The organism is Paeniglutamicibacter psychrophenolicus (assembly GCF_030812255.1).
Taxonomy (GTDB): domain Bacteria; phylum Actinomycetota; class Actinomycetes; order Actinomycetales; family Micrococcaceae; genus Paeniglutamicibacter; species Paeniglutamicibacter psychrophenolicus_A.
Map to the genome: position 1 here is coordinate 70,448 of NZ_JAUSSH010000004.1, position 24,411 is coordinate 94,858.

At 65.8% G+C, this 24,411-nt stretch carries 19 protein-coding genes, 1 tRNA gene and 1 other RNA gene; 13 read left to right on the top strand and 8 right to left on the bottom strand.

The features are described 5' to 3' along the window. Positions 1 to 118 precede the first annotated feature (118 nt). The 3 genes from aceB (at position 119) to J2T21_RS07770 (ending at position 4,064) form a co-directional block, all read left to right on the top strand. A complete protein-coding gene (aceB, locus tag J2T21_RS07760) occupies positions 119 to 1,753 on the top strand; it encodes a malate synthase A (protein ID WP_307580184.1) in 1,635 nt (544 codons plus the stop codon). 259 nt (positions 1,754 to 2,012) lie between these two features. Beyond that, positions 2,013 to 2,657 (top strand): hypothetical protein, encoded by a 645-nt coding sequence (locus J2T21_RS07765; RefSeq protein ID WP_307580186.1) that lies wholly within the window; start codon positions 2,013 to 2,015, stop codon positions 2,655 to 2,657. 195 nt (positions 2,658 to 2,852) lie between these two features. Continuing rightward, complete coding sequence (locus J2T21_RS07770) at positions 2,853 to 4,064, top strand: MFS transporter (RefSeq protein ID WP_307580188.1); 1,212 nt, start codon at positions 2,853 to 2,855, stop codon at positions 4,062 to 4,064. Here the strand turns inward: J2T21_RS07770 and J2T21_RS07775 are convergent, their stop codons facing one another. Then, positions 4,065 to 4,733, bottom strand: coding sequence for a YoaK family protein (locus J2T21_RS07775; protein WP_307580190.1), 669 nt, complete (start codon positions 4,731 to 4,733; stop codon positions 4,065 to 4,067). Positions 4,734 to 5,073: 340 nt separating this feature from the next. Between J2T21_RS07775 and J2T21_RS07780 the strand changes: the two genes are divergently transcribed. Beyond that, on the top strand, positions 5,074 to 6,438 hold the full coding sequence (locus J2T21_RS07780) for an amino acid permease (protein WP_307580492.1): 1,365 nt from the start codon (positions 5,074 to 5,076) through the stop codon (positions 6,436 to 6,438). A 307-nt stretch (positions 6,439 to 6,745) separates the two neighbouring features. Then, positions 6,746 to 7,453, top strand: a complete 708-nt coding sequence (locus J2T21_RS07785; protein WP_307580192.1) for a DsbA family oxidoreductase — start codon at positions 6,746 to 6,748, stop codon at positions 7,451 to 7,453. On the opposite strand, the gene J2T21_RS07790 is transcribed toward J2T21_RS07785, so the two are convergent. Both J2T21_RS07790 and J2T21_RS07795 read right to left on the bottom strand, forming a co-directional pair. Further along, the gene (locus tag J2T21_RS07790; protein WP_307580194.1) at positions 7,450 to 8,154 is read right to left on the bottom strand and encodes a LytR C-terminal domain-containing protein; all 705 of its coding nucleotides are present in this window, start codon (positions 8,152 to 8,154) and stop codon (positions 7,450 to 7,452) included. The genes J2T21_RS07785 and J2T21_RS07790 overlap by 4 nt on opposite strands. 8 nt (positions 8,155 to 8,162) lie before the next feature. Then, a complete protein-coding gene (locus tag J2T21_RS07795) occupies positions 8,163 to 8,462 on the bottom strand; it encodes a type II toxin-antitoxin system VapB family antitoxin (protein WP_307580196.1) in 300 nt (99 codons plus the stop codon). Positions 8,463 to 8,642: 180 nt separating this feature from the next. Here J2T21_RS07795 and J2T21_RS07800 point away from each other — a divergent pair, with 180 nt between their 5' ends. The 3 genes from J2T21_RS07800 (at position 8,643) to J2T21_RS07810 (ending at position 12,268) form a co-directional block, all read left to right on the top strand. Further along, positions 8,643 to 9,668, top strand: coding sequence for an isopenicillin N synthase family dioxygenase (locus tag J2T21_RS07800; RefSeq protein ID WP_307580198.1), 1,026 nt, complete (start codon positions 8,643 to 8,645; stop codon positions 9,666 to 9,668). Between the two features lie 103 nt (positions 9,669 to 9,771). Beyond that, positions 9,772 to 11,538, top strand: coding sequence for a sensor histidine kinase (locus tag J2T21_RS07805; RefSeq protein WP_307580200.1), 1,767 nt, complete (start codon positions 9,772 to 9,774; stop codon positions 11,536 to 11,538). Between the two features lie 325 nt (positions 11,539 to 11,863). Further along, positions 11,864 to 12,268 carry an Hpt domain-containing protein gene (locus J2T21_RS07810; RefSeq protein ID WP_307580202.1) on the top strand — a complete coding sequence of 135 codons (405 nt, stop codon included), beginning with the start codon at positions 11,864 to 11,866 and terminating at the stop codon, positions 12,266 to 12,268. Here the strand turns inward: J2T21_RS07810 and J2T21_RS07815 are convergent. Together J2T21_RS07815 and J2T21_RS07820 are read right to left on the bottom strand one after the other, a co-directional pair. Beyond that, positions 12,258 to 13,040 carry a response regulator transcription factor gene (locus J2T21_RS07815; RefSeq protein ID WP_307580204.1) on the bottom strand — a complete coding sequence of 261 codons (783 nt, stop codon included), beginning with the start codon at positions 13,038 to 13,040 and terminating at the stop codon, positions 12,258 to 12,260. The two genes, J2T21_RS07810 and J2T21_RS07815, sit on opposite strands and share 11 nt — an antisense overlap. A gap of 150 nt (positions 13,041 to 13,190) precedes the next feature. Next, positions 13,191 to 13,275: transfer RNA gene (locus J2T21_RS07820), tRNA-Ser, on the bottom strand. A 277-nt stretch (positions 13,276 to 13,552) separates the two neighbouring features. On the opposite strand from J2T21_RS07820, the gene J2T21_RS07825 reads away from it, so the two are divergent. From J2T21_RS07825 to recR, 5 genes are all read left to right on the top strand, one after another. Further along, complete coding sequence (locus tag J2T21_RS07825) at positions 13,553 to 15,019, top strand: HNH endonuclease signature motif containing protein (protein ID WP_307580206.1); 1,467 nt, start codon at positions 13,553 to 13,555, stop codon at positions 15,017 to 15,019. A 70-nt stretch (positions 15,020 to 15,089) separates the two neighbouring features. Continuing rightward, an RNA gene (gene ffs / locus J2T21_RS07830) (signal recognition particle sRNA small type) lies at positions 15,090 to 15,186 on the top strand. Positions 15,187 to 15,249: 63 nt separating this feature from the next. Further along, complete coding sequence (gene gluQRS / locus J2T21_RS07835) at positions 15,250 to 16,170, top strand: tRNA glutamyl-Q(34) synthetase GluQRS (protein ID WP_307580208.1); 921 nt, start codon at positions 15,250 to 15,252, stop codon at positions 16,168 to 16,170. Continuing rightward, positions 16,167 to 19,715, top strand: a complete 3,549-nt coding sequence (locus J2T21_RS07840) for a DNA polymerase III subunit gamma and tau (RefSeq protein ID WP_307580210.1) — start codon at positions 16,167 to 16,169, stop codon at positions 19,713 to 19,715. Before gluQRS ends, J2T21_RS07840 begins: the two co-directional genes overlap by 4 nt. Before the next feature lie 99 nt (positions 19,716 to 19,814). Continuing rightward, complete coding sequence (gene recR / locus J2T21_RS07845; protein WP_071214710.1) at positions 19,815 to 20,477, top strand: recombination mediator RecR; 663 nt, start codon at positions 19,815 to 19,817, stop codon at positions 20,475 to 20,477. Positions 20,478 to 20,505: 28 nt separating this feature from the next. Here the strand turns inward: recR and J2T21_RS07850 are convergent, their stop codons facing one another. From J2T21_RS07850 to J2T21_RS07860, 3 genes are all read right to left on the bottom strand, one after another. Further along, positions 20,506 to 22,998: a GcvT family protein gene (locus J2T21_RS07850; protein ID WP_307580213.1), complete on the bottom strand. Its 2,493-nt coding sequence runs from the start codon at positions 22,996 to 22,998 to the stop codon at positions 20,506 to 20,508. Between the two features lie 11 nt (positions 22,999 to 23,009). After that, positions 23,010 to 23,354 (bottom strand): Rieske 2Fe-2S domain-containing protein, encoded by a 345-nt coding sequence (locus J2T21_RS07855; protein WP_307580215.1) that lies wholly within the window; start codon positions 23,352 to 23,354, stop codon positions 23,010 to 23,012. Positions 23,355 to 23,530: 176 nt separating this feature from the next. Next, on the bottom strand, positions 23,531 to 24,340 hold the full coding sequence (locus J2T21_RS07860) for an IclR family transcriptional regulator (protein ID WP_307580217.1): 810 nt from the start codon (positions 24,338 to 24,340) through the stop codon (positions 23,531 to 23,533). Between the last annotated feature and the right edge of the window lie 71 nt (positions 24,341 to 24,411).

A 24,411-nucleotide genomic window follows, 5' to 3' on the forward strand; every position in this document is an offset into this window, starting at 1 on the left:
GCCGCCGCGGTTCCGGTGGGCCGGCTGGAGACAGCCGGCCCACCGGGCCACACGTTTTTCCCCGATTTCCCCCGGCACACCGCCACCCAAAATCTTGATTCAAGAAGGAGTCACAGCCATGAACGATCCAATCACCCTGAACGGTATTACTTTGGTCGCTGCCCCCGTCCGCCGGCAGGAACAGATCCTCACCCCCCAGGCGCTGGACTTCTTGGCCCAGCTCCACAAGGCATTCGACGGACGCCGCGCAGAACTGATGCAGACCCGCCAGCTGAACCGTGCGCGGATCGCCAACGGCTCGGACCCGAGGTTCCGTCCCGAGACCAAGCACATCCGTGACGACGCCACCTGGCAGGTTGCCCCCATCGCTCCCGGCCTGGAGGACCGCCGCGTGGAAATCACCGGCCCCACCGACCGCAAGATGACCATCAACGCACTGAACTCCGGCGCCAAGGTCTGGCTGGCCGACCTCGAGGACTCCTCGACCCCCAGCTGGTCCAACGTCATCAACGGACAGCTGAACCTGCGCTCCGTGCTGGACCGCAACATCGACTTCACCTCGCCCGAGGGCAAGGAATACAAGCTGGACGGCGAGAAGCTCACCGACATGCCCACCATCGTGGTTCGCCCGCGTGGCTGGCACCTGCCGGAGAAGAACCTGCTGGTTGGCGGCAAGCCGGTCTCCGGTGCGTTGGTCGACTTCGGCCTGTACTTCTTCCACAACGCCCAGCGCCTGATCTCCCAGGGCCGCGGCCCCTACTTCTACCTGCCGAAGATCGAGAACCACCTCGAGGCACGCCTCTGGAACGACGTCTTCATCCTGGCCCAGGACCTGGTGGGCATCCCGCAGGGCACCATCCGCGCCACGGTGCTCATCGAGACCATCACCGCGGCCTTCGAGATGGAGGAAATCCTCTACGAGCTGCGCGACCACGCGGCAGGCCTGAACGCCGGCCGTTGGGACTACATCTTCTCCATCATCAAGAACTTCCGTTCCCGTGGCCCGCGCTTCGTGCTCCCGGACCGCGGCATGGTCACCATGACCGCCCCGTTCATGCGCTCCTACACCGAGCAGCTGGTCCGTGCCTGCCACCGTCGCGGTGCCATGGCCATCGGCGGCATGGCTGCCTTCATCCCCAACCGCAAGGACGAGGCCATCAACACCGTGGCCTTCGAGAAGGTCCGTGCCGACAAGACCCGGGAAGCCAACGACGGCTTCGACGGTTCCTGGGTGGCACACCCTGACCTGGTCCCGGTGGCCCGGGAGGTCTTCGACTCGGTGCTCGGCGACAAGCCGAACCAGCGCGGGAACACCCGTGACGACGTCATCCCCGACGACAAGGAACTGCTGAACATCGCCGGCACCGAGGGCAAGATCACCGAGGGCGGCATCCGCAACAACATCGAGGTCGGCATCCGCTACATGGAAGCCTGGCTGCGCGGCAACGGCGCCGTGGCCATCCACAACCTCATGGAGGACGCCGCCACCGCCGAGATCTCCCGTTCGCAGATCTGGCAATGGATCCAGCAGGCAGCCATCACCGACGAGGGGGAACTGATTTCCCGCCACTGGGTCGAGGCGCTGACCGAAGAGGAATTCGAGAAGCTCTCCCGCTTCGAAGGCGACCGTTTCGACGACGCCCGCGAGATCTTCGAGGCTTGCGCCCTGCGTGAGGACTTCCCGACCTTCCTCACCGTCCAGGCATACAACCGCTACCTGCGCGAGGCCAAGGCACTCGAACCGGCAGCCTAGATCCGCTGTGGCGGCGGGGGCAGGGGGCAAGCGCAACGACGCGAACACCCCCTGGTCCCCGCCACCAAGCAACAACTAAATAGCCTTCGATCGTCCCCACCGGCAGAGCTGCCCATGGCGGGGACGATCGTTTTTCTGCCCCTGAAATTGTCGATCACTGCCAAAGCCCATGTGTTTTCCTGTGAACTGGCATGATAGAAGCTGGCGATTTCCTAATTGACCAACTTATTCACTCTAAAAGAAAAACAGGGGCCTCCACGTGGACGATAACAATGCCGATAGTTCGGTCGATGATTCGGTCCTGAACCGCATTTGTCGCTTTTGCAGCGTCCAGTCATCTGTCTCGGGTAATTTCTGTCCTAATTGTGGGAAGCCTTTTGGCAAGAAAAGCTCACTTTCCCCCAAAATCATCTGGGGAGCAATTGCTGCGGTTTTAGTGGTGGTCGGAATAGTCCTCGCCATCTTCCTTACCCAACAGGCATCCGCCAAGAACGCCGCGGAAGAGGCTTTGGCTTCGCAAGTAGCAGCGGCTTCGTCGGCAGCAGCAAGTTCGTCCGCAGCTGCAGCCGCGGCATCCGCGGAACTGGCAGCATCAGCTTCGGCCGCGGCCGCTTCTGAAGACGTAGAGCGAGCGGTGCGCAAAGTCTACGTTTCAGAACTTGAATCCAGTATCGAAAAAGATGCCAAGACCCGTGTCAAGAAGGGCACGTTAACCGGCCCGATCAAGCGAGTAAGTTGCACTCCCACAGGCGGGGGATCTCTTGATGACCTCACCAGTCTGACAACCACATTCGAATGCATAGCAGTGAACAAGACCAACAAGGACAAAACCGAAAGCGGCTATGTATTCACATCAACCATGAATTGGGACGATGCTTCCTACTCCTGGCACCTGGGACGATAGGCGTTCTCCTTTCTTCGGATTTTTCCCAACGGTGACCGCTTCGCCCGGCCAAAAAGCGACGGCTACCTCACGGGGTTGTCGGCAATGACACCACCCTCCGCTTCCTCAAATGCCCGAACCCGCCGGGCACGGGGCCGATAATGGCAGGAGGCCCCGATGCGGGACCGAAAGCAGGAAAACCCAAGAAGGAGCCCGGTGAGCCAGCCACACGATCCCCCAGCGAAACTCTTCACCCGGGATTTCCTGCTCGCAGGCCTCGCGAACCTCTTCATTTCCATGGTCTTCTACCTTCTGATGACCTCCATGGCGCTCTACGCCGTGGACAGGTTCCAGGCCTCCGACAGCGCAGCCGGCCTGGCCGCCAGCATCTTCGTCATCGGCTCGGTCACCGCCCGGCTCTTCGCGGGAAAGCTGCTTCAGGTCCTGGGGCGAAAGCGACTGACAGTCATCTCCCTGTGCCTCTTCGTCCTGGCCTCGATGATGTACCTCTTCAGCGGTACGTTGTGGCTCCTACTGGTGGTGCGCTTTGTCCACGGAATGGCGTTCGGCGCGGGGAACACCGCCATTGCCACCGCGGTCCAATCCATCATCCCGTCGGCACGGCGCAGCGAGGGAACCGGGTACTTCGGCCTCTCCACCACACTGTCCACGGCCGTGGGCCCGTTCCTGGCCGTGCTCTTGGCCGCAAACGGCAACTACACCTCGGTCTTCGTGTTCTGCTCGATTTCCTCTGCGGCGGCACTGCTCATCTGCCTGTTGATCCGCATGCCGGAGCCTCGGCCGACCACCGAGAGGCACGTGTCGCATGTGCGTCGCGGAAGCTTCATCCGTTCCATCGTCAGCCCGGCGGCCCTGCCGATTTCCCTGGTGATCCTGGTCTGCGGCGTTGCCTATTCGGGCATCATTTCCTTCCTGGCCCCATTCCTGATTTCGAGCTCGATGGCCGAGGCCGCGAGTTGGTTCTTCGTCGTTTACGCGATCACCGTGTTGGTTTCCCGGCTCTTTGCCGGGCGCATCCAGGACAGGCGGGGCGACAACGCCATCATGTATCCGCTGCTGGTCATCTTCGCCCTGGGCATGGCGGCGCTGGCCTTCGATCCCAGCAACCTGAGCGTCGTCTCGGCCGCCGCGTTGACCGGCCTCGGCTTCGGCGCGCTGATGCCCTGCGCGCAGGCCATTGCCGTGAACGCGGTGTCTCCGGCCGAGCTGGGCATTGCCACCTCCACGTTCTTCCTCATGCTGGATGTCGGGATCGGCTTCGGTCCGGTGGCACTGGGCCTGGTCATCCCCCACCTGGGATACACCGGCATGTTCGGTGCCTTGACGGTGCTTTCGGTCCTGGGCATCGGCATGTACTTCCAAGTCCACGGCCGCCACGCGCGCGGGTCCCGGGGGAACGCCGTCTAGTCACCGGCGGATGCGGAAAATCCGCCCCGGGCTGTCGCGCACGAACGCGACGATCGTCCACACCACCAACGCCAGCGCGGCTGCCCACAGGATCAGCAGCCCCACCTGCAGGTAGAGGAATGCCCCGACGAAGGAACCCAGCGTGATCATGGCCCAGAGCGCGCCGTAGGGCAGCCACGCCCACTTGGGGCCGCCGACCAGTGCCGCAGCCAGGTGCTGCCCCATCTTCACCAGGGCCCCGGTCATGTATGTCAATCCCACGCTGACTTCGCCGCGGCGCGTGTAGGTCGCGTTGATCGCCCCCATGGACATGGCCATCAAGACCGCTGTCCATACGGCATGGAGCGATCCGAACGTGGTCAAGGCCGCGGCCAGCAGGAAGACCGACGACACCGAGAGCACCGCTCCGCGCCGGTGCACCGAAGGCACCTGGCTGGCCAGGGTTGCCGCGGCCACGCCCAGCACGAAGCTGGCCACCAGCCCGATGGCCAACGCCCACTCGAAGTAGTTTCCTTCGGCGAGTCCAGCGCTGGAACGCGTCGAGTTCCCGCTCATGAACGAGACAAAGTATCCCCCGAAGTGGATGAATGCCACGCCATCCACGAATCCGGCAATTGCGGTTAGTCCACTGGCATAGGCGACTCCCCGCCATCCCAAAGACCGCGCCACGTGTATTCTCCTCATCCGTGCCCCGGCGCAAAGCAACGCTCCGGGCTGGGGCACCCTCAAAATCATGGGTCCGGCGTGCGCGCAATATCGCTTCCGGCTCCCACCCAGTCTATTGACCAGCCCAAACCGGGCCGCCTCGACGCACTCAGGCCGCGTTTCCAGGTTTTTCGCCGCCCCACGGGCACGCCGGACTGCGGGGTGATCCACGCCACCGAACCACTACCGATTCGGGTTGCCCACTTATCATTGGATAAGCCCCCTTTCCAACCGAAGGTTTATTTCCGTGCCCCAAATTGCCCAGGCGCTTGCCCGCGGCCTGAATGTCCGCCACGTCCGATTCATGGCCCTTGGCTCGGCCATCGGCACCGGATTGTTCTATGGTTCCGCATCCGCCATCCAGGCCGCCGGACCGGCGGTCCTGCTGGCCTACATGATCGGCGGCGCCGCCGTCTTCATGGTGATGCGGGCATTGGGCGAGATGGCGGTGCGGCACCCGGTCTCCGGGTCCTTCGGCCAATATGCCTCCAAGTACCTGGGCCCGTTCGCGGGGTTCATCACCGGCTGGACCTTTGCCTTCGAGATGGCGATCGTGGCTATCGCAGACGTCACTGCGTTCGGCATCTACATGGGCTTCTGGTTCCCGGATGTGCCGCGTTGGATCTGGATCCTGGCCGTGGTCTTCTTCATAGCCGCGCTGAACATGATGAAGGTCAAGGTCTTTGGCGAGACAGAGTTCTGGCTCTCGCTGATCAAGGTCTCCGCCATCATCGCGATGATCGCCGGAGGTGTGCTGATTGTGCTCTTCGGCTTCGGGCTGCCCGCCGAGGCAAACCCCGGGATCGGCACCCTGCTTGCAGCCGGAGGGTTCTTCCCCAACGGCTTCTGGGGCCTGCTGGCCTCTTTCTCGATCGTGATGTTTGCCTTTGGCGGCATCGAGACCATCGGCATCACCGCCGGCGAGGCCGAGAACCCCAAGTCCGTGGTGCCCAAGGCCATCAACACCGTCCCGGTGCGCATCCTGCTCTTCTACGTCTGCACCCTGGGCGTGCTGATGATGATCTACCCCTGGAACCAGGTTGGCTCGGAGGGCAGCCCGTTCGTGCAGATCTTCGATTCCCTGGGCATTCCCGCGGCGGCACATATCCTCAACGCCGTCGTGATCACCGCCGCGATCTCGGCCATCAACTCCGATATCTTCGGGGCCGGGCGCATGATGTTCGGGCTGGCCCAGCAGGGCCACGCCCCGGCATCCTTCGCCAAGATCTCCCGCAACGGGGTGCCGTGGATGACCGTGCTGACCATGGGCATTGTGCTGCTGGCCGGCGTGGTGCTCAACGCACTGCTGCCCGAGTCGCTGTTCCTGATCATCGCCTCGATCGCGACCTTCGCAACCGTCTGGGTGTGGGTCATGATCCTGCTCTCGCACATCGCGATGAAACGGGCCATCAGGCGCGAGGGGTTGCCTGCCTCGGAGTTCCCTTCTCCCTGGTGGCCGGCCGCGTCCTACGTGGCGTTGGGCTTCATGGGCTTTGTGATCGTGCTGCTGGGCATCATGCCCGCCACCCGTGTGGCCCTGGTCGTGGGCACCGTGTGGATCGCATTCCTCTTCGTCGCCTACAAGGCGTGGGTCCGCGGCAAGGGCCATGAGCGTGCCGAACTCGTCGACGAAACCGGTCGCGAATACGTGTCGGCTGACTCGCACTAACGGAAAGGGCTTCCCGGTTGCCTTGGCGGCCCCCCGGACGCTCAATGAGTGGTCCCGGGGGCCCTCATGCATTTTGGCGATCCATTCCGCCAGGGGAGTTCTATTCGCGCACCTGCATTTCCGGCCGGGCGGCAGCCAATCCGCGAATCTCCCGGGCCCGGGATTCCGAAGCCAGCCTCGCTTCCGATAGTGCCAGCGGCATCCAGCGCCGATCGGGGGTTGGTGACGAATACCCCTCTGTGGCCCGAGCGTTGCGGGGAATACGCTCCCCGGCTCGGCTGTTGCCCCAGACATGACTGAAACCCGCTTGAGCGTTGACATTTATTCCGACATTGCCTGCCCCTGGTGCTTCATTGGCAAGCGCCGATTCGAGAAGGCCGTTGCGGCTCTTCCCTTTGGGAACAAGGTCGACGTGAAATGGCATGCGTTCCAATTGGATCCCTCGTTGCCCGACCACTACGAAGGCAGCGAAGTGGACTACCTGGTCAAGGCCAAGGGCCTGCCCGCCGAGCAGGTCGCCGGGATGCTTGAGCATGTCACCGCCCAGGCCGCCGGGGAGGGCCTGGACTACGACTTCGAGGCATTGCGTCCGGCCAACTCCTTCACCGCCTTGCGCCTGCTGGCCCTGGCCAAGGAACGCAACCTCGGCAACGAGATGAAGGAAGCCCTGCTTTCGGCCCATTTCGAGAAGGGAGTGGACACAGGCAGCCGCGCGGCGCTCCAGGGCATTGCCGATTCCGTGGGCCTCGACCCGGCGGAATCAGCCGAGGTGCTCGCCGGGGACAAGTACGCCGATTCGGTGCGGGCCGATGGTCTGCGCGCCCGCGAGCTGGGTGTCAGTGGAGTGCCGTTCTTCGTCCTGGAGGACAAGTACGGGATTTCCGGTGCCCAACCATCGGAGGTCTTTGAGCAGGCCCTGAACCAGGTCTGGAAGGAAATCGGAGGCGAGTCCCTGCAGATGCTCGGCACACCCTCACCCGACGGTGAGGCGTGCGGTCCCGAGGGCTGCAACTAATCCCCCTGGTTGTCCTTCTGCTCCGTCGACGGTTCCGGTTTTTTCGGGGCCGTCGACGTCTTTGCATCGTCCTTCGGCTTCGGCGGGGTGCACCCAAGCTTCCCGGGCTTCTTGTTGACCGACTTTTCCTTGACCAGGTCCTTGTACTTGGTGCCAACAACCAAGTCAACGGTCGTCCCCGGGCGCTTGGGATCGTAGACGTAGGTCAGGTCCTTGATGTTCCGCTGCACCGTCATGGCCTGGGCGTAGCCGTCGGGCCCGGAGGTCACGGCGCCCACCACCTCGACATTGGACAGGCGCGCATTGCCCACGTCCCCGACCTTGAATCCGCGTTTCTTCAGCTTCGTTGCCGTGGCACCGGCCAAGCCGGAAACCTGCGTGGCGTTCATGACGTTGACCTTCATCTTGCCCGGGTCGACATAATTGAACTTCGTGGTGGGGCAGGCCTCGCTCACCGCAACCGGGGCCTCGGCAACCGGCTTGGGCTCCAGCGCATCGATGATCAGCGACCGGGTGTTGACCATGTAGGCCAGGACCAGGGATGCGATCAGGACCAGCAGGATGAACGTGAGGATGATTCCGTGGCGGATGGTGCGCCGCTTCTTGATCCTGGCATCCGTGGTGAACTCGGGACTCGCCAACTGGTCTTCGGAGATGATTCGGTGGCCGTGCCAATCATTTGGATCGGTGTTCCGCGCCAAGGTCTCCCCTAGTCTTCCAGCACCAGCACGCGGGCGTGCAGGATCGAACGTTGGTGCAGGGCCGTGCGGACGGCGCGGTGCAGTCCGTCTTCCAGGTAGCGGGTGCCCTTCCACTGCACGACATGCGGGAACAGGTCCCCGAAGAATGTGGAGTCCTCGGCCAGCAACGCGGCCAGGTCCAAGGTGCTCTTGGTGGTCACCAACTCGTCAAGTCGCACCTGCATGGGCGCAACGGAAGACCAGTCCTTCGGGGTGAGGTAGCCGTGTTCCGGGTATGGGCGCGAATCGCCGACAGATTTGAAGATCACTTGACCAGCTTAGGAAACTTCTGGCGACAATTGGGCCGATCGACGGTTTTTTGTGCGAGTCGCGGATTTCATAGGCGGTTTAACAGCCCGAGTCAAGGGTCCCGACGCATGGATTCACACTACGGAACGGGACGTAACCTGCGCTGTCACAAACCAGCCGACCGGGTGCATTCTTGATTCATGAGTACAGTTCTCACCACCGTTCCGGTCCTAGACATGTCTACCGCACGTCGCGCCGATGGCAGTTTTGATGAAGGTTTCATTACGGCCCTGCGCGACGCCGCCCACCGCGTGGGCTTCTTCCAGATCACCGGCTTCGGCGCCGGCGAAGGCACGACGCAGAACTTGCTCAAGACCCTGGCCGAGTTCTTCGCCCTGCCCGTCGAGCAGAAGCTGGAACTGGACAACCGCACCTCGGCACAGTTCCGCGGCTACACCCGACTGGGTGCCGAAATCACCCGCGGCCGTGCCGATTCGCGTGAACAAATCGACTACGGGCCCGAGCGCGAGGTCCTCGCCGAAGTGCCGGCCGATGCGCCCTACCTGAACCTGCAGGGGCCGAACCAGTGGCCTGCCGGGTTCCCGAAGCTTGAAACCGTCGCCATGGAATGGGCAACGCTGATGAACCGCGTCGGTGCCGAGCTGCTCTCCGCACTGGCCGTCGGCCTGGGCCTGCCCCAGGAATACTTCGACGAGCCCTTCGCCGAGACCCCGGCCTGGATGGGCAAGCTGGTGCATTACGTCGGTGGCGGGATCGTCCCCGGTGCCGGAACCCAGGGCGTCGGCGCGCACGCCGACTACGGTTTCATCACCCTGTTGCTGCAGGACGCGGTTGGCGGGCTCCAGGTCCAGCCCTACGGCCAGGACGAGTGGATCGAGGTCGCGCCGATCGAGGGCGCGCTGGTGGTCAACATCGGCGAAATGCTCGAGGTCGCCACCAACGGCTACCTGATGGCCACCATCCACCGGGTCACCGCTCCACCGGCAGGGGTGGACCGCTACTCGGTCCCCTTCTTCTACTCCCCGCGCCTGGACTCGGTCATCAACACCGTGCCGCTGCCGGACGAGCTTGCCTCCGAGGCCCGCGGCGTTTCCGACGACCCGCAGAACCCGATGCTGGCTTCCTACGGCGCCAACGTCCTCAAGGGCTGGCTTCGCGCCCACCCGCAGACCGCCAAGGCGCACTACCCGAACCTGGTGAAGTAGACCTTCCGCATGCGGGCATGCAACGGGTGACTTGGCCGTCCGCATCCTGCGCGGTCTGGCCCCAAGTCCACGGACAGGCTGGGGCGGAACCTATGCTGTACCTATGAGTGCCACGAATACGGGCCGGCGGCGCCACACGGAAGCCCGGTTGCCGTCGCTGATCTCCCGGCTTGTCACCAAGGGCGTCCCGTTTGCCGACCTTCCGCTGCAACGGAAGGCCGGCTGGTCGCAAACGCCCATGCTGCTGGCGGTGGCCATCAGCTGCATCCTGGCGGCCATCACGGCCCCCGGGGAAATCTACGGGGACGGGCATTTCGTGGCAGGGGTGCTGTTGACACTGCTCAACAGCGTGTTGGCCTGGACCCTACCGTGGACGCGACTCGGCCCGCAGTCATACCTCTCGATCCCCGCACTCGGGTTGGTGTCGGCAACCTTGATGGCGATCGGCGCCTATCCCTGGCTCAGCGGGGTCAGCCTGTTCATTGCCTTCCCGGTCTTCTGGTTTGCCTGGTCCGGTGTCATCCCCCGCACAACGCTGCTGCTCTCGTTCGTCGTGCCGCTGGCAGCGACCTGGCTGCAATTGTGGCACCACGGCACTGCCTTCTCCCTGGAGGCAATGTCCAGGCCGATGCTCGTGCCATTGGCCATCCTGGCCCTGGCCACCACCACGGTCATCGCCGCATACAACGCCACGCTGGCCGAACGGCAGCTGCGCGCGACCCTGGCCACCAGCAGGCGGCAGACCCACCTGCTGAACGCCGTGCTCAATGCGGCAAACGTCGGCGTCGTCGTGGTGGATCGCGACGGCCACGACGTGTTCATGAACGACGTCCAACGCTTCCAGCACCGACATGCCACCCCGGAGGGCAATCCCAATCCCAACGAGTCCCAGCTGCTGATACGCGCTGTCTCCCCCGACTATGAGCCGGCCGGCGAGCTCCTGGATCCCCGTGACCGGCCGGTCATCCGTGCGATCCGCCAAGAGGAATTCACCGACGAACTATTTGCGATGGGTCCGCTCTCCAACCCCATGTACCTGTCCACCTCGGCCCGCTCGTTCTTTGGCGAAGACGGTGCCTACGACGGGGCGGTGACCATGTTCAAGAACATCACTCCGCTGATCGAGGCTTCAAAGACCCGCGACCGCTTCCTGGCCAACGTGAGCCACGAACTTCGCACCCCACTGACCTCGATCCTGGGCTACCTCGAACTGCTCCAGGACGATGCCAGCCTGAACCACTCCCAAAAGCATTCCGTGGATGTGATCTCACGGAATTCCGAGCGGATGCTGCACATGGTCAACGACCTGCTCACCGCGGCAGCCGGGCACCACCAAGTCAATATTGTCGCCATGGACCTCGGAGCGGTGATCCACGCCCAGATCGAGTCGCTGTACCCGCGTGCCGAAACCGCGGGGATCGCGTTGCTCGAGGGAAACCTTTGCCACGAGGCCGTGCTGGGAGATCCGTTGCGACTGGGACAGGTGGTGGACAACCTCGTGTCCAATGCCATCAAGTACTCCGACGCGGGGGGCTCGGTCACGGTTGAGATGAACTGCAACAACAAGGAGATCTCGCTCCGGGTCATCGACACCGGGCACGGGATGTCCGATATGGACCTCCAGGGCCTCTTTACCCGCTTCTTCCGCACCGACAGGGCCAGGCGCTCCGGGCTGCCTGGTGTCGGTCTTGGACTGGCCATAAGCCACGAACTGGTCGATGCCCATGGCGGGACGATCACGGCCGAGAGCAAGCTGGGCGCGGGAACGACCATGACCGTCACCTTGCCGCGCAAGTCCCCGGACTCCGGCACGGGATCCTCGGTCCGCCCGCTGGGCTTTCCGTCCGTGCACCCGGACTCTCGCCGCTGAAACTGCGGCTTAAAAACAAAGTGTGAGTTCGAGGTGCACCTCTAACTCACACTTTGCCAGGTTCGTCGAGTTCCACTCACGCCCCCATGATGCGAGTGAAGAACCTTGAATTGGTATCCGGGAACTCATCACTTTCCCCGTTTGCCGGCGGCACGGGTTCCCCCGATCCTCCAGCAATCAACACTATTCCTTGACAACATCAATTTCTCGTCCAAACGCAGGCAATATTGCCGCACAGTATCCTCAAAAATCTTGGAGACTTCCTTGAGGTGGTCTTGAGCGATTTTGGGGCCCGTTCGTGAGCTTCGCGCAGCATGATGGGACCATGAAGTTCCCGCCCATTTCCCCAGACGACGCTGTGTGTACGCAGACCCTGGGAAAATTGTGCTCGGAACTGGGGCCGCAATCCGTCGACGAGTTCATTGCCCAATTCAAGACGCTTCTGCCCCTGCGAATCACACGGTTGAACCAGGCTCATTCCTTGCACGACGAAACCGCGGGACAGGATGCCGCGCTCTCCTTGAAGTCCGCGGCAACCATGGCCGGCGCCCACGGCCTGGCCGGGCTGGCTTTTCTCCTGCATGATGCTTTCAGGGACGACCAGCGGGAAACCCAGGGCGAACTCATTGGCCGCATCGAGCGGGCAGGGATCACGATCCTTGCGGTGTTGGGCGAACCCGGATTTGCCGAGCGCGCGCTCAAGGCATATCTGGGGTCGGCTAGCGCCTAGCCACCGCGCGGTAACCAACCCCGCGCACGGTTTCAATCCAGCGCGGTTCCTGGGCGGAGTCTCCCAGCTTGCGCCGCAGATTCCCCACATGCACCTCCACGGACCGCTCATCGGAGGCCGAGACGTAGGTACCGGCATCGGAATCCTCGTTGCGCAACCGCCTCACTAGATCGGTTTTGGTACGGATGTGCCCCTTCGCACCCAGGAGCGATTCGAGCAGCGTGAACTCCGTCGGCGTGACGACTTTTGCATCCCCGTCAACGTGGACCGAGTAGGTGGCCACGTTCATCACCAATCCGTTGAGGCTTCGCAGGTGGGCCTCGTCGGTGGCCGCCTCGTCCTGGGCCTGGGCCGGAGGTCGGTTTTCACCGGGCGTGGCGTCGTGTGCTGTGCTGTTGGGGCTGGTGCGCCGGCGCATGATTGCGTCGACCCTGGCACGCAGCTCACGAGGTCGGAACGGCTTGGTGACATACTCGTCGGCACCTGATTCCAGCCCCAAGACCGTGTCGATCTCGTCGGACCGTGCGGTGAGCATCAGGATGTGCGCGTCGGAGACGCTGCGGATCCGGCGGGCGGTTTCGAACCCGTCAATGTCCGGCAAACCGATATCCAAGGTGACCAGATCGGGATGGTGGGCTTCCACCAATTTCATGCCGGTAACCCCCGAGTCGGTGGAATGGACGTCAAACCCGGATTGCTGCAGGACGACCTCGAGCAGTCCCCGGATGTCGGCGTCGTCTTCCACGACCACTGCGATACGGCGTTCGGTCAACTTGTTCACCTTTTCAGCTACATTCGATTGGCGCCATCAACTTTCGCCAATGCACTGGTCGTTAGTCTAACGATTTCCCGATCAAGTGGTGCAGCTTAAACGAAATCGGCCTTGACGAGATTTCTCAAGTCAAGACCGATACCGTATCCGCGGAGGATGGGGGATTTGAACCCCCGAGGGCGTGAACCCAACACGCGTTCCAGGCGTGCGCCATAGGCCGCTAGGCGAATCCTCCAGCTTGCTCCAAAGAGCAGGTTCCAGCATAGCGGACAATTTCGATGACAACTAATCGACGCTCGAAGCCCACCCCCAAAGGTTCTTGGCGCAACCCGAATTCCCTTCCCGCACACCCCCGGATGGCCCCTGCCGCACTCCACAGCCCGGCAGGGGCCGGGAGCGGGAAAGTCCGCGACGGGGTGAACTGGAACATGGGAAAATTTGCGGCGCACCAGAGCAATTCAGGGCCCGAGGGAGGCGGCGTGCCGCCTGCCGGGTCTCGTTACTATGCCGGAATGGACGGCATCTGGAGCACCCTTGCGGAGAACTTCCTGGCACGGAACCCCCTCATGCGGGCAGTAGCGAAGCTCACATCAACCCATTCCCCGCGCACGCCGGCACAGGGCCTGAACCAGCTGGGCGAGCTAAGCCGGATCCGCGCCATGATCGACGGGCTGGAGTCCACATTGCTGGCAGACACCTCCGAGATGGTGCAGCGCGGCATGCCCACCCCGCTGTCGGAGGAGAACCCCACGCTCTTTGACTACAAGCGGGAGATCGAGGAACACGGCTACCCGCTCTCCCGGCTGGACCAGGACCTGAACCGGTCCTCCTTCGTGGCCGAGGCCGCCCTGGTCACCAGGACCTCGGAGCATTCCACCTTCAACAGGTTGGCCACCGCCGAAGGCCTGCGGACCGTGCACGAAGCCTCCCTCTTCGCCTTGTACAGCGGCTCCATCACCTCACGCACAGCCGCCGCGCTGGTGAAACAGACCCGCGGAATCCCACGCGCAACGGCCCAACAGATCGAGGCGAGCCTGCTTCCCACCGCCACCACAGCCTCCGACGCGGCCATGGCATTGCGCATCAAGCGCACCCGGGAGCGCATGCATCCGGAACCGGCCGCGGACCGCAGGTCGCGGGCGGAGACGGGGCGTTCGCTGGCGTGGTGGCCCGAAGAAGACGGGATGGCTGTGCTGCAGGCCTACCTGCCCGCCGAGGACGTGCTGGCCATTTACAACACCGTCTCCGTTCACGCCAACATGCTGCTCCCGGGTGAAGCGGACCGGGCGCTGGGCCAGCTGCGTGCCGACGTGTTCAGGGATTCGCTGCTCGAGGGCTGGCCCGGGCAGCCCACGAAGAAGCCTCCGCCCTTTGTGGGGCTGACAATCCCGGCGCTGGAGCTGCTGGCCAACCCGGAGCGCGGGACCGCCAACCTTGAGGGGTATGGACCCATACCGCTCGGTGTCGCGGTGCGGCTGGCCGCCACGGCGCCGTCGCTGCGGCCCATTCTCACCGACCCGTGGACCGGTTCCGTCCTGGACCTGGGCCGCAAGCGCTACAAGCCCTCCAAGGCGTTGCGTGATTTCCTGCGGGTGCGCGACGAGCATTGCCGGTTTCCCGGGTGCCGGCGGGCCCCGGAGCTCTCCGAGTTCGACCACATCGACGATTGGGCAACCGGAGGCGGAACCTCGGCGCGCAATGCCCAGCTGTTGTGCAAGCGGCACCAGATCTACAAGCATGTGTTGGGCTGGCAGGCGGTATACCTGGGCAACGGGTCACTGCAATGGCGCACCCCGCACGGACTGACGCAGCTGGAGCTGCCCGACGGGCTGCTGTACCCCCGCCCCCTGGGCCCCGAAGCGCCGCCGATCCAGCTGATGCTTCCCGGAACCACGATCGATGCGCAGGCCAAGCGGTTGTTGGGCTGGAACGAGTCAGAGAAGATCCCGGGGATCGGCGACGACTCCCCCGAGCCGTGAAAGCAGGAATACATGTGCCGACCGACGCATGCGGATTTCGGGCCTGGGCCCTGTCTCGGGTAGACTATTTGACGGCCCCTCATGTGGTGTCATCCTGTTGAACTCCCCCAGGACCGGAAGGTAGCAAGGGTAGATGGGCTCTGGCAGGTGCATGAGGGGCCTTTACTATTTTCCCGCATCGAGTGTTGACCCAAGCACCTCGAATCCGGGAGTCGAAAGGGAGTAGGTCCATGGGTTCCGGACGGTTCGCTCCCAGCCCCTCGGGAGAACTGCACCTGGGCAACCTGCGCACCGCGATCCTGGCCTGGCTCTTCGCCCGCTCCACCTCACGCGGATTCCTCATGCGCGTCGAGGACCTCGACCGTGCACGTGCCGGCGCCGAGGAACTCCAGCTTGCCGACCTCGCCGCCATTGGGCTCACCTGGGATGGAGAAGTCGTGAGGCAGTCCGAGCGCTCCGGCCTCTATGCCGAGGCCCTTGGCTCGTTGCGGGCCCGCGGCCTGCTCTATGAGTGCTTCTGCACCCGGCGCGACATTTCCGAGGCCTCCAGCGCCCCGCACGCCGCACCCGGAACCTACCCCGGGACCTGCCGGGATCTCACCGATGCCGAACGCGCCGCCAAGCGCGGGCTGCGCCCGGCAGCCTGGCGGCTTCGCACCGAGGCCGAAACCTTCACCGTCACCGACGTGCTGCACGGCCAATACACCGGGGTCGTGGATGACTTCGTGGTGCTGCGCAATGACGGGGTCCCGGCCTACAACCTGGCGGTGGTCGTCGACGACGCGGCCCAGGGCATCGACCAGGTGGTCCGCGGCGACGACTTGCTCTCCTCCGCCCCGCGGCAGGCCTACCTGGCCCGGATGCTCGGCGCCGAACCTCCGGCCTACGCCCATGTTCCGCTGGCCCTGAACGCGGCCGGCAAGCGCCTGGCCAAGCGCGATGGGTCGGTGACCCTGGGCCGGCTTGCCAGCGTGGGCATCGACGCCGCGGCGGCCCGCGCCATGATCCTCGCCTCGTTGGGGTTGCCCGGCGACTCGCTCTCCGCTGCGTTGGCGGTCTTCGATCCAGCACTGCTGCCCACGCAACCGTGGGTCTTCACAACCGATCCGGGTGCGCATGCATCCGGAAAACCGATAGGGTGGCCCTCGTGAGTACAGCTCTTTACCGTCGCTACCGTCCAGACAATTTCGCGGACGTGATCGGGCAGGAACATGTCACCACGCCGCTGATGACGGCCCTGGAAAAGAACCGGGTCAACCATGCCTATCTCTTCTCGGGTCCGCGCGGCTGTGGCAAGACCACGTCCGCCCGCATCCTGGCCCGCTGCCTAAACTGCGCCCAGGGCCCAACGCCGACCCCGTGCGGCACCTGCCCCAGCTGCATCGAGCTGGCCAGCGGCGGCCCGGGCTCCCTCGACGTGATCGAAATCGACGCGGCGTCCCACGGCGGCGTCGATGACGCCCGCGACCTGCGCGAGCGCGCGACCTTCGCCCCGGTGCGCGACAGGTACAAGATCTTCATCATCGACGAGGCCCACATGGTCACCTCGGCGGGCTTCAACGCCCTGCTGAAGATCGTCGAAGAGCCGCCGGAGCACATCAAGTTCATCTTTGCGACGACCGAGCCGGACAAGGTCATTGGCACCATCCGCTCGCGCACCCACCACTACCCGTTCCGGCTGGTCCCGCCCGAGCCGCTGATCAAGTACCTCGAGTACCTGTGCACCGCCGAGGGCGTCTCCGTGGCCCCCGGCGTGCTCTCGCTGGTCATCCGCGCCGGCGGCGGGTCGGTGCGCGACTCGCTGTCCGTGCTCGACCAGCTGATCGCCGGCGCCGGGCCCAACGGCCTGGACTACGAGCTGGCGGTGTCGCTGCTTGGCTACACGCACGCCACGTTGCTCGACGACGTCGTCGACGCACTGGGCGCCGGCGACGCCGCGACCGTGTTTGCCGCCGTGGACCGCGTGGTGCAGACCGGGCACGATCCGCGACGATTCGTCGAGGACCTGCTCGAACGCTTCCGCGACCTGATCATCGTGCGCGCGGTTCCCGAGAACGCCGCCCAGATCATTCGCGGCCTGCCCGAGGACCAGCTGCACCGCATGCAGGCCCAAGCCGCGGGACTCGGCCAGGCCGAGCTCAGCCGCTGGGCCGATGTCACCAACGCGGGCCTGACCGAGATGACCGGTGCAACGTCGCCGCGCCTGCACCTCGAGCTGCTCTGCGCCCGTCTGCTGCTGCCGGCTTCGGACGCCACCGAACGTGGTTTCAATGCGCGCATGGACCGGATCGAACGCCGCCTGGCCTACGCCGGCGACGAACTTCCGCCGATGCCGGCCGGCGATTCCGGCCAGCCGGGCCATGCCGGTTCCACCGCCGGCTTCGAGGGCGAATCCTCGGGCCAGGGCGCGGCCGCGGTCCGCGAGGCCCTGCGTGCGGCGCGGGCCCAGAAGGAAGGCGGCGCCGCCGAAGCACCGGCAGTCACCGCCGCCCCGGCTGCAAGCGAAGCCGCGCCAGCGCCGTCCGTGCCAGCGGAAGTTGTGGTCCAGCCGGTCGACGAGCCCTCCCAAGCGCCGGTTTCGACCGCTCCCGCCGCCGCTGCACCCGCACCGGAAACATCTGCGGCGCCGGCCCCGTCCGCGCCCGTGGAGGAAGCTCCCGATGCGGAAGCTCCGGCCGCCGAGGAACCGGCCGGGCACTCCCCCGACTGGGGCGGAACCTGGGGACCGGTGCCCGAGGGCCCCGTCAACCCCGTCACCGAGCCGGTTTCACCCTCCCAGGGCACCCCGGTGCACCCACCTGCCAATGTGCCGCCGTTCAGCATCCTGCCCGATCGCGCGCCGGAGACCGAGGGCGAGCCCGCGGCACCGGCACCCGAACCCGCACCGCTGCAGCAAAACCAAGCCATGGCGGATTTCACCAAGAAGGTCAAGGAAGAGCAGGCCGCAAAGGAGCGCGCCGCGGCCGAGCAGGCCATGGCAGAGCGTGCCGCCCAGGAACGGGCTGCCGCAGAACAGCGAGCCGCCGCCGAGCGAGCCGCGCAGGAACGCGAGGCCCAGGAACGTGCCGCGCAGGAACGTGCCGCGGCCGCGCAACAGCAACAGCAACAGCAACAGCAACAGCAACAGGCTGCCCCCCGGCCGCAGAATGCGCAGCAATACCCCGCGCAGCAGCAGGGCCAGCCTCAGCAGCAGCACCAGGCCCCCGGGCAGCAACCCCAGCAGCAGCCGGCCCCAACCCAACAACAGCAGGGGCAGCCGCCGCGCCAGATGCCTCCGCAGCAGCAACAGCAAAACCAGGCACCACGGCAGCAGCAGCCACCGGCCGCACAGCCGCAGCAGGGCCAAGGCCCGGCAGCGCACTCCGGCGGCGCCGGATCGGTCGAAATGTTCCGCCGTGCCTGGCCCGACATCCTGGAAGAGCTCAAGAGCAACAAGCGGTTCGTCTGGATGATGGTGGCGCCGAACGCCTCGGTCACCGGCTTTGACGGCCGCACGCTGACCGTGAGCTTCGCGCACACCGGCGCCATGACCGCATTCACCGCGCGGGCGGACAACGTTGCGATCCTGGGGCAGAGCATCCAGAAGGTGCTCGGCGTGAACATAGAGTTGGTCATCGCAGAGGGAGGCTCCGCACCCGCGGGTGGTTCTGGCCCAAAAGTTGATCGCCGGCCCGAGCCGGCGGTGACCACTGGTCCAGCTGAATCCGCACCACAGCAGCACACCGCCCCTTCCCCTTCCAGTGCGCCCGCGCCCGGCCAACCCGGCTGGGGTGCCGCACCGGCCACTGCCCTCCAGGGCGCTCCCGCCGCGCCCGCGCCCTCCGTGGTGTCGGCCGCACCGGCGCCACCGCAGCCGGTCGTTCAGCAACCGACAGCACCGCAGCCGGTCGTCCAGGCGCCGGTTGCCGCGCCGCCCACTGCCGCGCCTGCGGCACCGGCACCGGCCCAACCCCCGGCGGCCGAGCCCCCGATCCCGGCTGCCTCCTCCGAGGACCCGGGCTTCGGACCGGAACCCGCCTGGGATTCGGAACCGTGGGATGACGGCGGCGGCGATTGGGATGCTTCCTCCGTGCCGGTGCCCGACTGGGAAGGGGAGCTGGGAACCCCGGTTGCCGGACCCGCCGTCGAGGACGATCCTTCGACAGCGGCCGGCACCTCGTTGCCCGCGGCCCCGCCCCCGGCGACGCCCAAGGGCTACGTGGCCCCGGCACCGTCCCTGGGTGCTGCCGACCGCCCGGTCGCACCTCCCCCCGGCGCATCGGCCGCCACCTGGGGCATGCCGGTTCCGGCTCCCGTCCCGGCGGCAGAGGAACCCGGAGCCCCGGTGCCCGCCAACGGCGGCAAGCTCAGCCGCTACCAGCGCCTGATGAACCGCGCCGCGGGGATCACCGATTCGCATCCGGCTCCCGTGCATGCCCCGATTACCACCGATCCGTCGGCCGGCGCCTGGGGAAACCCGGACGACGCCCCGGATTTTGCCCGTCCGCGGCCAACGCCGGTTGCGGACCAGCGCCCGACCCCGGTTGCACCGGTAGAATTGGAAGAGACGGAGTTCGTCCCCAGCGACGACGACATCGAGATCGAGGATTCCTCGTTGATCGGTGTTCCCGCCATCGAGCGCATCCTCAAGGGCATGGTCATCGAGGAACGCGATGCGCAGGGCAACGTGCTCGAGCGCCCCAACCGGCCCCGATGACGGCCCGCCGGCCGGGACCAAGCGTCGGGGCCGGTGTGTAGTGTCTGGTGCACGCAACAAAGTCGCAGCGAACAGCAAGATTAGGCAGTGTGAATCCAAGTGTACGAAGGCGCAGTCCAGGAACTGATCGACGAATTGGGAAGGCTTCCGGGCATCGGCCCGAAGTCGGCCCAGCGCATTGCCTTCCACATCCTCGAGGCGGATGCGGAGGACATGAAGCGCCTGGCGCAGGTCATCTCCGTGGTCAAGGAACGGGTGAAGTTCTGCACCGTGTGCTTCAACGTCTCCGAGTCGGAGACCTGCTCGATCTGCCGCGACGAACGCCGCGGGGACGACATCATCTGCGTGGTCGAGGAGTCCAAGGACGTCATCGCCATCGAGCGCTCGCGCGCCTTCACCGGCAGGTACCACGTGCTGGGCGGGGCCATCAACCCGATCAACGGCATCGGCCCGGAGCAATTGCACATCCGCGAGCTGATCGCCCGGCTGGGCGACGAACGCATCACCGAGATCATCCTGGCCACCGACCCGAACCTGGAGGGCGAGGCGACGGCCACCTACCTGGTGCGCACGCTGCGCCCACTGGGCATCAAGATCAGCCGGCTGGCCTCCGGGCTGCCGGTCGGCGGGGACCTCGAATACGCCGACGAAGTCACCCTGGCCCGCGCCATCGAGGGGCGGCGCAACACCGCGCAGCCGGCCCCCGCCGCCCCGTTGGTGCGCACCGCCCCGCCCTCCCAGGAGCCGGTCTCCGCGTCTTGACCTTCCGGACCCGTTTTTCGGGTGCCTCCTACCCGCGCAGGCGCTCCATCCCCGGATCGAAGAGCGGGTCCGCGGCAACCGTCGCCGGTATCCGCCGGCCGAAATACTCGATCTCGGCCTGGTCCCCCTCCATCATGGAGGCCGGCAGCCAGGCGTAGGCCAGCGGCGTGCGCACCGTGTAGCCGTAGGCGGCACTGGTCACGTAGCCGGCCGGGGCGCCGTCCACGTACACCGGCTCCTTGCCCAGCACCATCGAGGTCCCGTCGTTGATGGTCAGGCAGCGCAGCGCCCGCGCAGGGGGTCGGTTGCGCAGCACTTCCACGGCCTGCGCCCCCACGAACCCGGTCTTGTCCTTGGCGATGGAGAAGCCCAGGCCCGATTCGAACGGGTGGTGTTCGGGGGTCATATCGGTGCCCCAGAGGCGGTAGCCCTTTTCCAGGCGCAGGGAGTTGAACGCCCCGCGCCCCGCGGCGATGATCCCGTGTTCGGCCTCGGCCGCAAAGAGCACGTCCCAAAGCCGCTGCCCGGTCTCGGCGCCGGCATAGAGTTCCCAGCCGAGCTCGCCCACGTAGGACAGCCGCATCGCGGTGACCGGGATGCCGCCGATGACGGCCTCCTTGCTGCGGAAGTACTTCAGCGACTCGTTGGAGAAGTCGTCCCCGCTGGCCTTGGCCATGACCTCGCGGGCCAGCGGCCCCCACAGGCCGATGCAGCAGGTGGCACCGGTGATGTCACTGACGTGAGCCCAGGCGCCCGGGTCCGCGGCTGCCTGGCGGCGCGCCTCGACGGTGAAGTAGTCCAGGTCAATGTTTGAGTTCACGCCCAGCTGGAAGCGGTCCTCCCCCAGCCGCGCGATCGTCACGTCGCTTCGGATCCCGCCGTCCGTGTTCAGCAGCAGGCAGTAGGTGACCGCGCCTGGCTTCTTGGCGATGTTGCCGGTGCTCAGGCGCTGCAGCAGCGCCAGGGCGCCGGGCCCGGTGATCTCGAGGCGCTTGAGCGGGGTCATGTCGTACATGGCCGCCGCGGTGCGGGTCCGCCAGGCCTCGGCCGCGGAGATCTCCGAGTGGAACCGGCCGGACCAGGCGTCGCGCGCCGGGGAGCGCCACTGATCGGGCAGCGCCTGAAGCAACTGCCGGTTGGCCTCGAACCAATGCGGCCGTTCCCAGCCTGCGGATTCCAGGAAAAACGCGCCCAACTCTTCCTGGCGGGCCCGGAACGGGGCCGAGCGCAGGTCGCGGGGCGAGGTGCGCGGCTCGAGCGGGTGGCGGATGTCGTAGATCTCCACGAAGTTCTGCTGGGACGTCTCCGAGATGTATTCCCTGGTGGTTTGGACCGGCTCGAAGCGGGTCACCTCTCCCTCGTGCAGGGAAATCGATGACTGTCCGTCGATGAGCAACTCGGCCATGGCCCGGGCGATGCCGGCCGAATGGGTCACCCAGACGGCCTCGGCCACATGGAAGCCCTCAAGCTGCGGGGCCGCACCCACCAGCGGCCCGCCGTCGGGGGTGAAGGAGAAGATCCCGTTGAACCCGTCCTCGATCGACCGCTTGCCCAATGCGGGCAGCAGCGCCTTCGAGTCCTCCCAGGAGGGCAGGAAGTCCGCCTCCGTGAAGTCCAGCCGCGAGGGCATCTCGTGTTCACTCATGTCCTCGGCCGGCACCTTCGCCAGCGTGGCCAGGTCCACCGGCATGGGGCGGTGGGCGTAGGAGCCGATGCCGAGCCTTTGGCCGTGCTCGCGGTAGTACAGGTCCTTGTCCTGGTGGCGCAGGATCGGCAGGGAGGCCCCGTGGGGGCCGGGGTTGCGTCCGGCGAGCTCCGGCAGCGCGTCGGTGGTGGCGTATTGGTGGGCCAGCGGCAGCAGCGGCACGTGCATGCCGATCATGTCCCCGATGGCAGGTCCCCAGAACCCGGCGCAGGAGACCACGATGTCCGCCTCGATGACCTCGTCTTCCCCGATCCGGACCCCGGTGGCCCTGCCGCCGGCCTGTTCGATCCCGGTGACCGTGGTGTTGCCCAGGAACCGCACCCCGGCCGCGGTGGACTTCTTGATCAGCAGCTGCACCGCCCGCGCCGCGGACGCCAGGCCGTCTGAGGGAACCAGGAAGCCGCCCAGCACCGCATGCTCATCCAGCAGGGGGTGGAGCCGCTTGCACTCGGCGGCGTCGATGAGCCGCGATTCGAGCCCCCAGGAGGTGGCGAATCCGTGCCGGCGTGCCAGCTCCTCGTGGCGTGCGGGGGTCGTGGCGATTTCCAGCCCGCCGACCTGGTTGAAGCAGGAAACGCCGTCCTTCGTGAGGGACAGCAGCTTTTCGACGGTGTAGCCGGCGAACTCGGTCATCGACTTGGACGGGTTGGTCTGGAAGACCAGGCCGGGGGCGTGGAAGGTGGATCCGCCGGCCAGGTGCAGGGGGCCCTGCTCGATGACGGTGGTGTTCACCCAGCCGCGGACGGCCAGCTCATCGGCCAGGTTCGCGCCGACGATGCCGGCCCCGATGATCACGACGTTCGGTGCTTGGTTCATGGTGGCGCTCCTTATCCGACGAGGCTGATGCCCGGCGGGAGATTCGGGGCCGCATCCGATTCGGCGACCATGATGATGCCGTCGACGACGGTGACTTCGCGGACCCGCACCGGGCGCTTGGCCGGGGGCTGGTCAACCTCCCCGGTGCGGAGGCTGGACTTCGAGGCGTGCAGCGGGCATTCGGCTTCGCGGTTCTCGACCCGGCCGTCGGCCAGCGGGGCGTCCTGGTGCGTGCAGGTGTCGTCGATTTCGAAAAGCTCGCCTTCCTCCGTGTGGAGCACGGTGATCGGGGGCGAGGTGTCAAGCCGCAGTGCGTATCCACGGGCCAGTTGGGTCAGCGGGCAGGCGCCGTGCATCCTGTTTCACTCCTTGCTGGCTCTTCGGCCGGGGCATTTTCGGCGGCTGTCGGTGTTTCGCACCGATCAGCAGCCTTCGCCCCGTGCGACAACAGTGGCGCAGGCCACGAGCGGAAGTCAAGGGTCGACCCGGAGCGCCGAGCCGAAGCGCCAAACCGAAGAACCCGGCCGGGACGTCAGCGGTCCGTGTAGCCCAGCGAAGCACTGATCTCCAGCCCGGCCCGCTTGAGGCCCTCCAGCAGGCCGGGCTGCTTTTCCGGGTCGAAGCGGAAGGCCGGGCCGGAGATGCTGACGGCCCCCACGACCGCCCCGAGGTGGTTGCGCACCGGCACCGCAACCGAGTTGATGCCCATCTCGAATTCCTCGCGGGCCTGCGCAAAGCCGTTCTTCACGACCTGCAGCAACTCCTTTTCCAAGGCGGTGCGCGTGCGGACGGTTTTGGCCGTGCGCTGGGGAAGCTTGGCGGCCTTCAGGATCCGTCCGCGCTCGTCGGCCCCCAGTGCCGCCAGCAGCACCTTCCCGCTGGAGGTCGCATGCAGCGGGGTGAGGCTGCCGAGCCAGTCGTATGTCGCCAGGGTCGAGGGGCCCATGGCCTGGTCGACATTGACCGCGTATTCCTCGCGCAGGACCGCGAGGTTGACGGTTTCCTTGTACTCCTCGGCCAGCCCCTCGAGGACCGGGCGGGCTTCGCCCACCAGCGAGAGCCGTCCGGGAATGGAGCTGGCAAGCTTCAGGATGCCGAACCCCAGCTCGTATTTCCCGCGGTTGGTGTTCTGCTGCACCATGCCGCGGGCCAGCAGCGAGCTCAGCAGGCGGGAAGCGGTGGACTTGTGGATGTCGAGTTCCTCGGCGACCTCGCCCACTCCGGAGCTTCCGTCCCGGCCCAGGATCTCCAGGATCGCCAGCGCCCGGTCCACCGATTGGACGCCGCCGGGAACGGCATCGTCGCCGTCCGTTTCGGTGCCTTGCGGTTCGTCGACTGCCAATGCTTTTCCGTCCTTCGTGCCGGTTAGTTTCTTTGGTCGCTACGCTCCAGCGTAGCGCTGGCCGGGCCGTC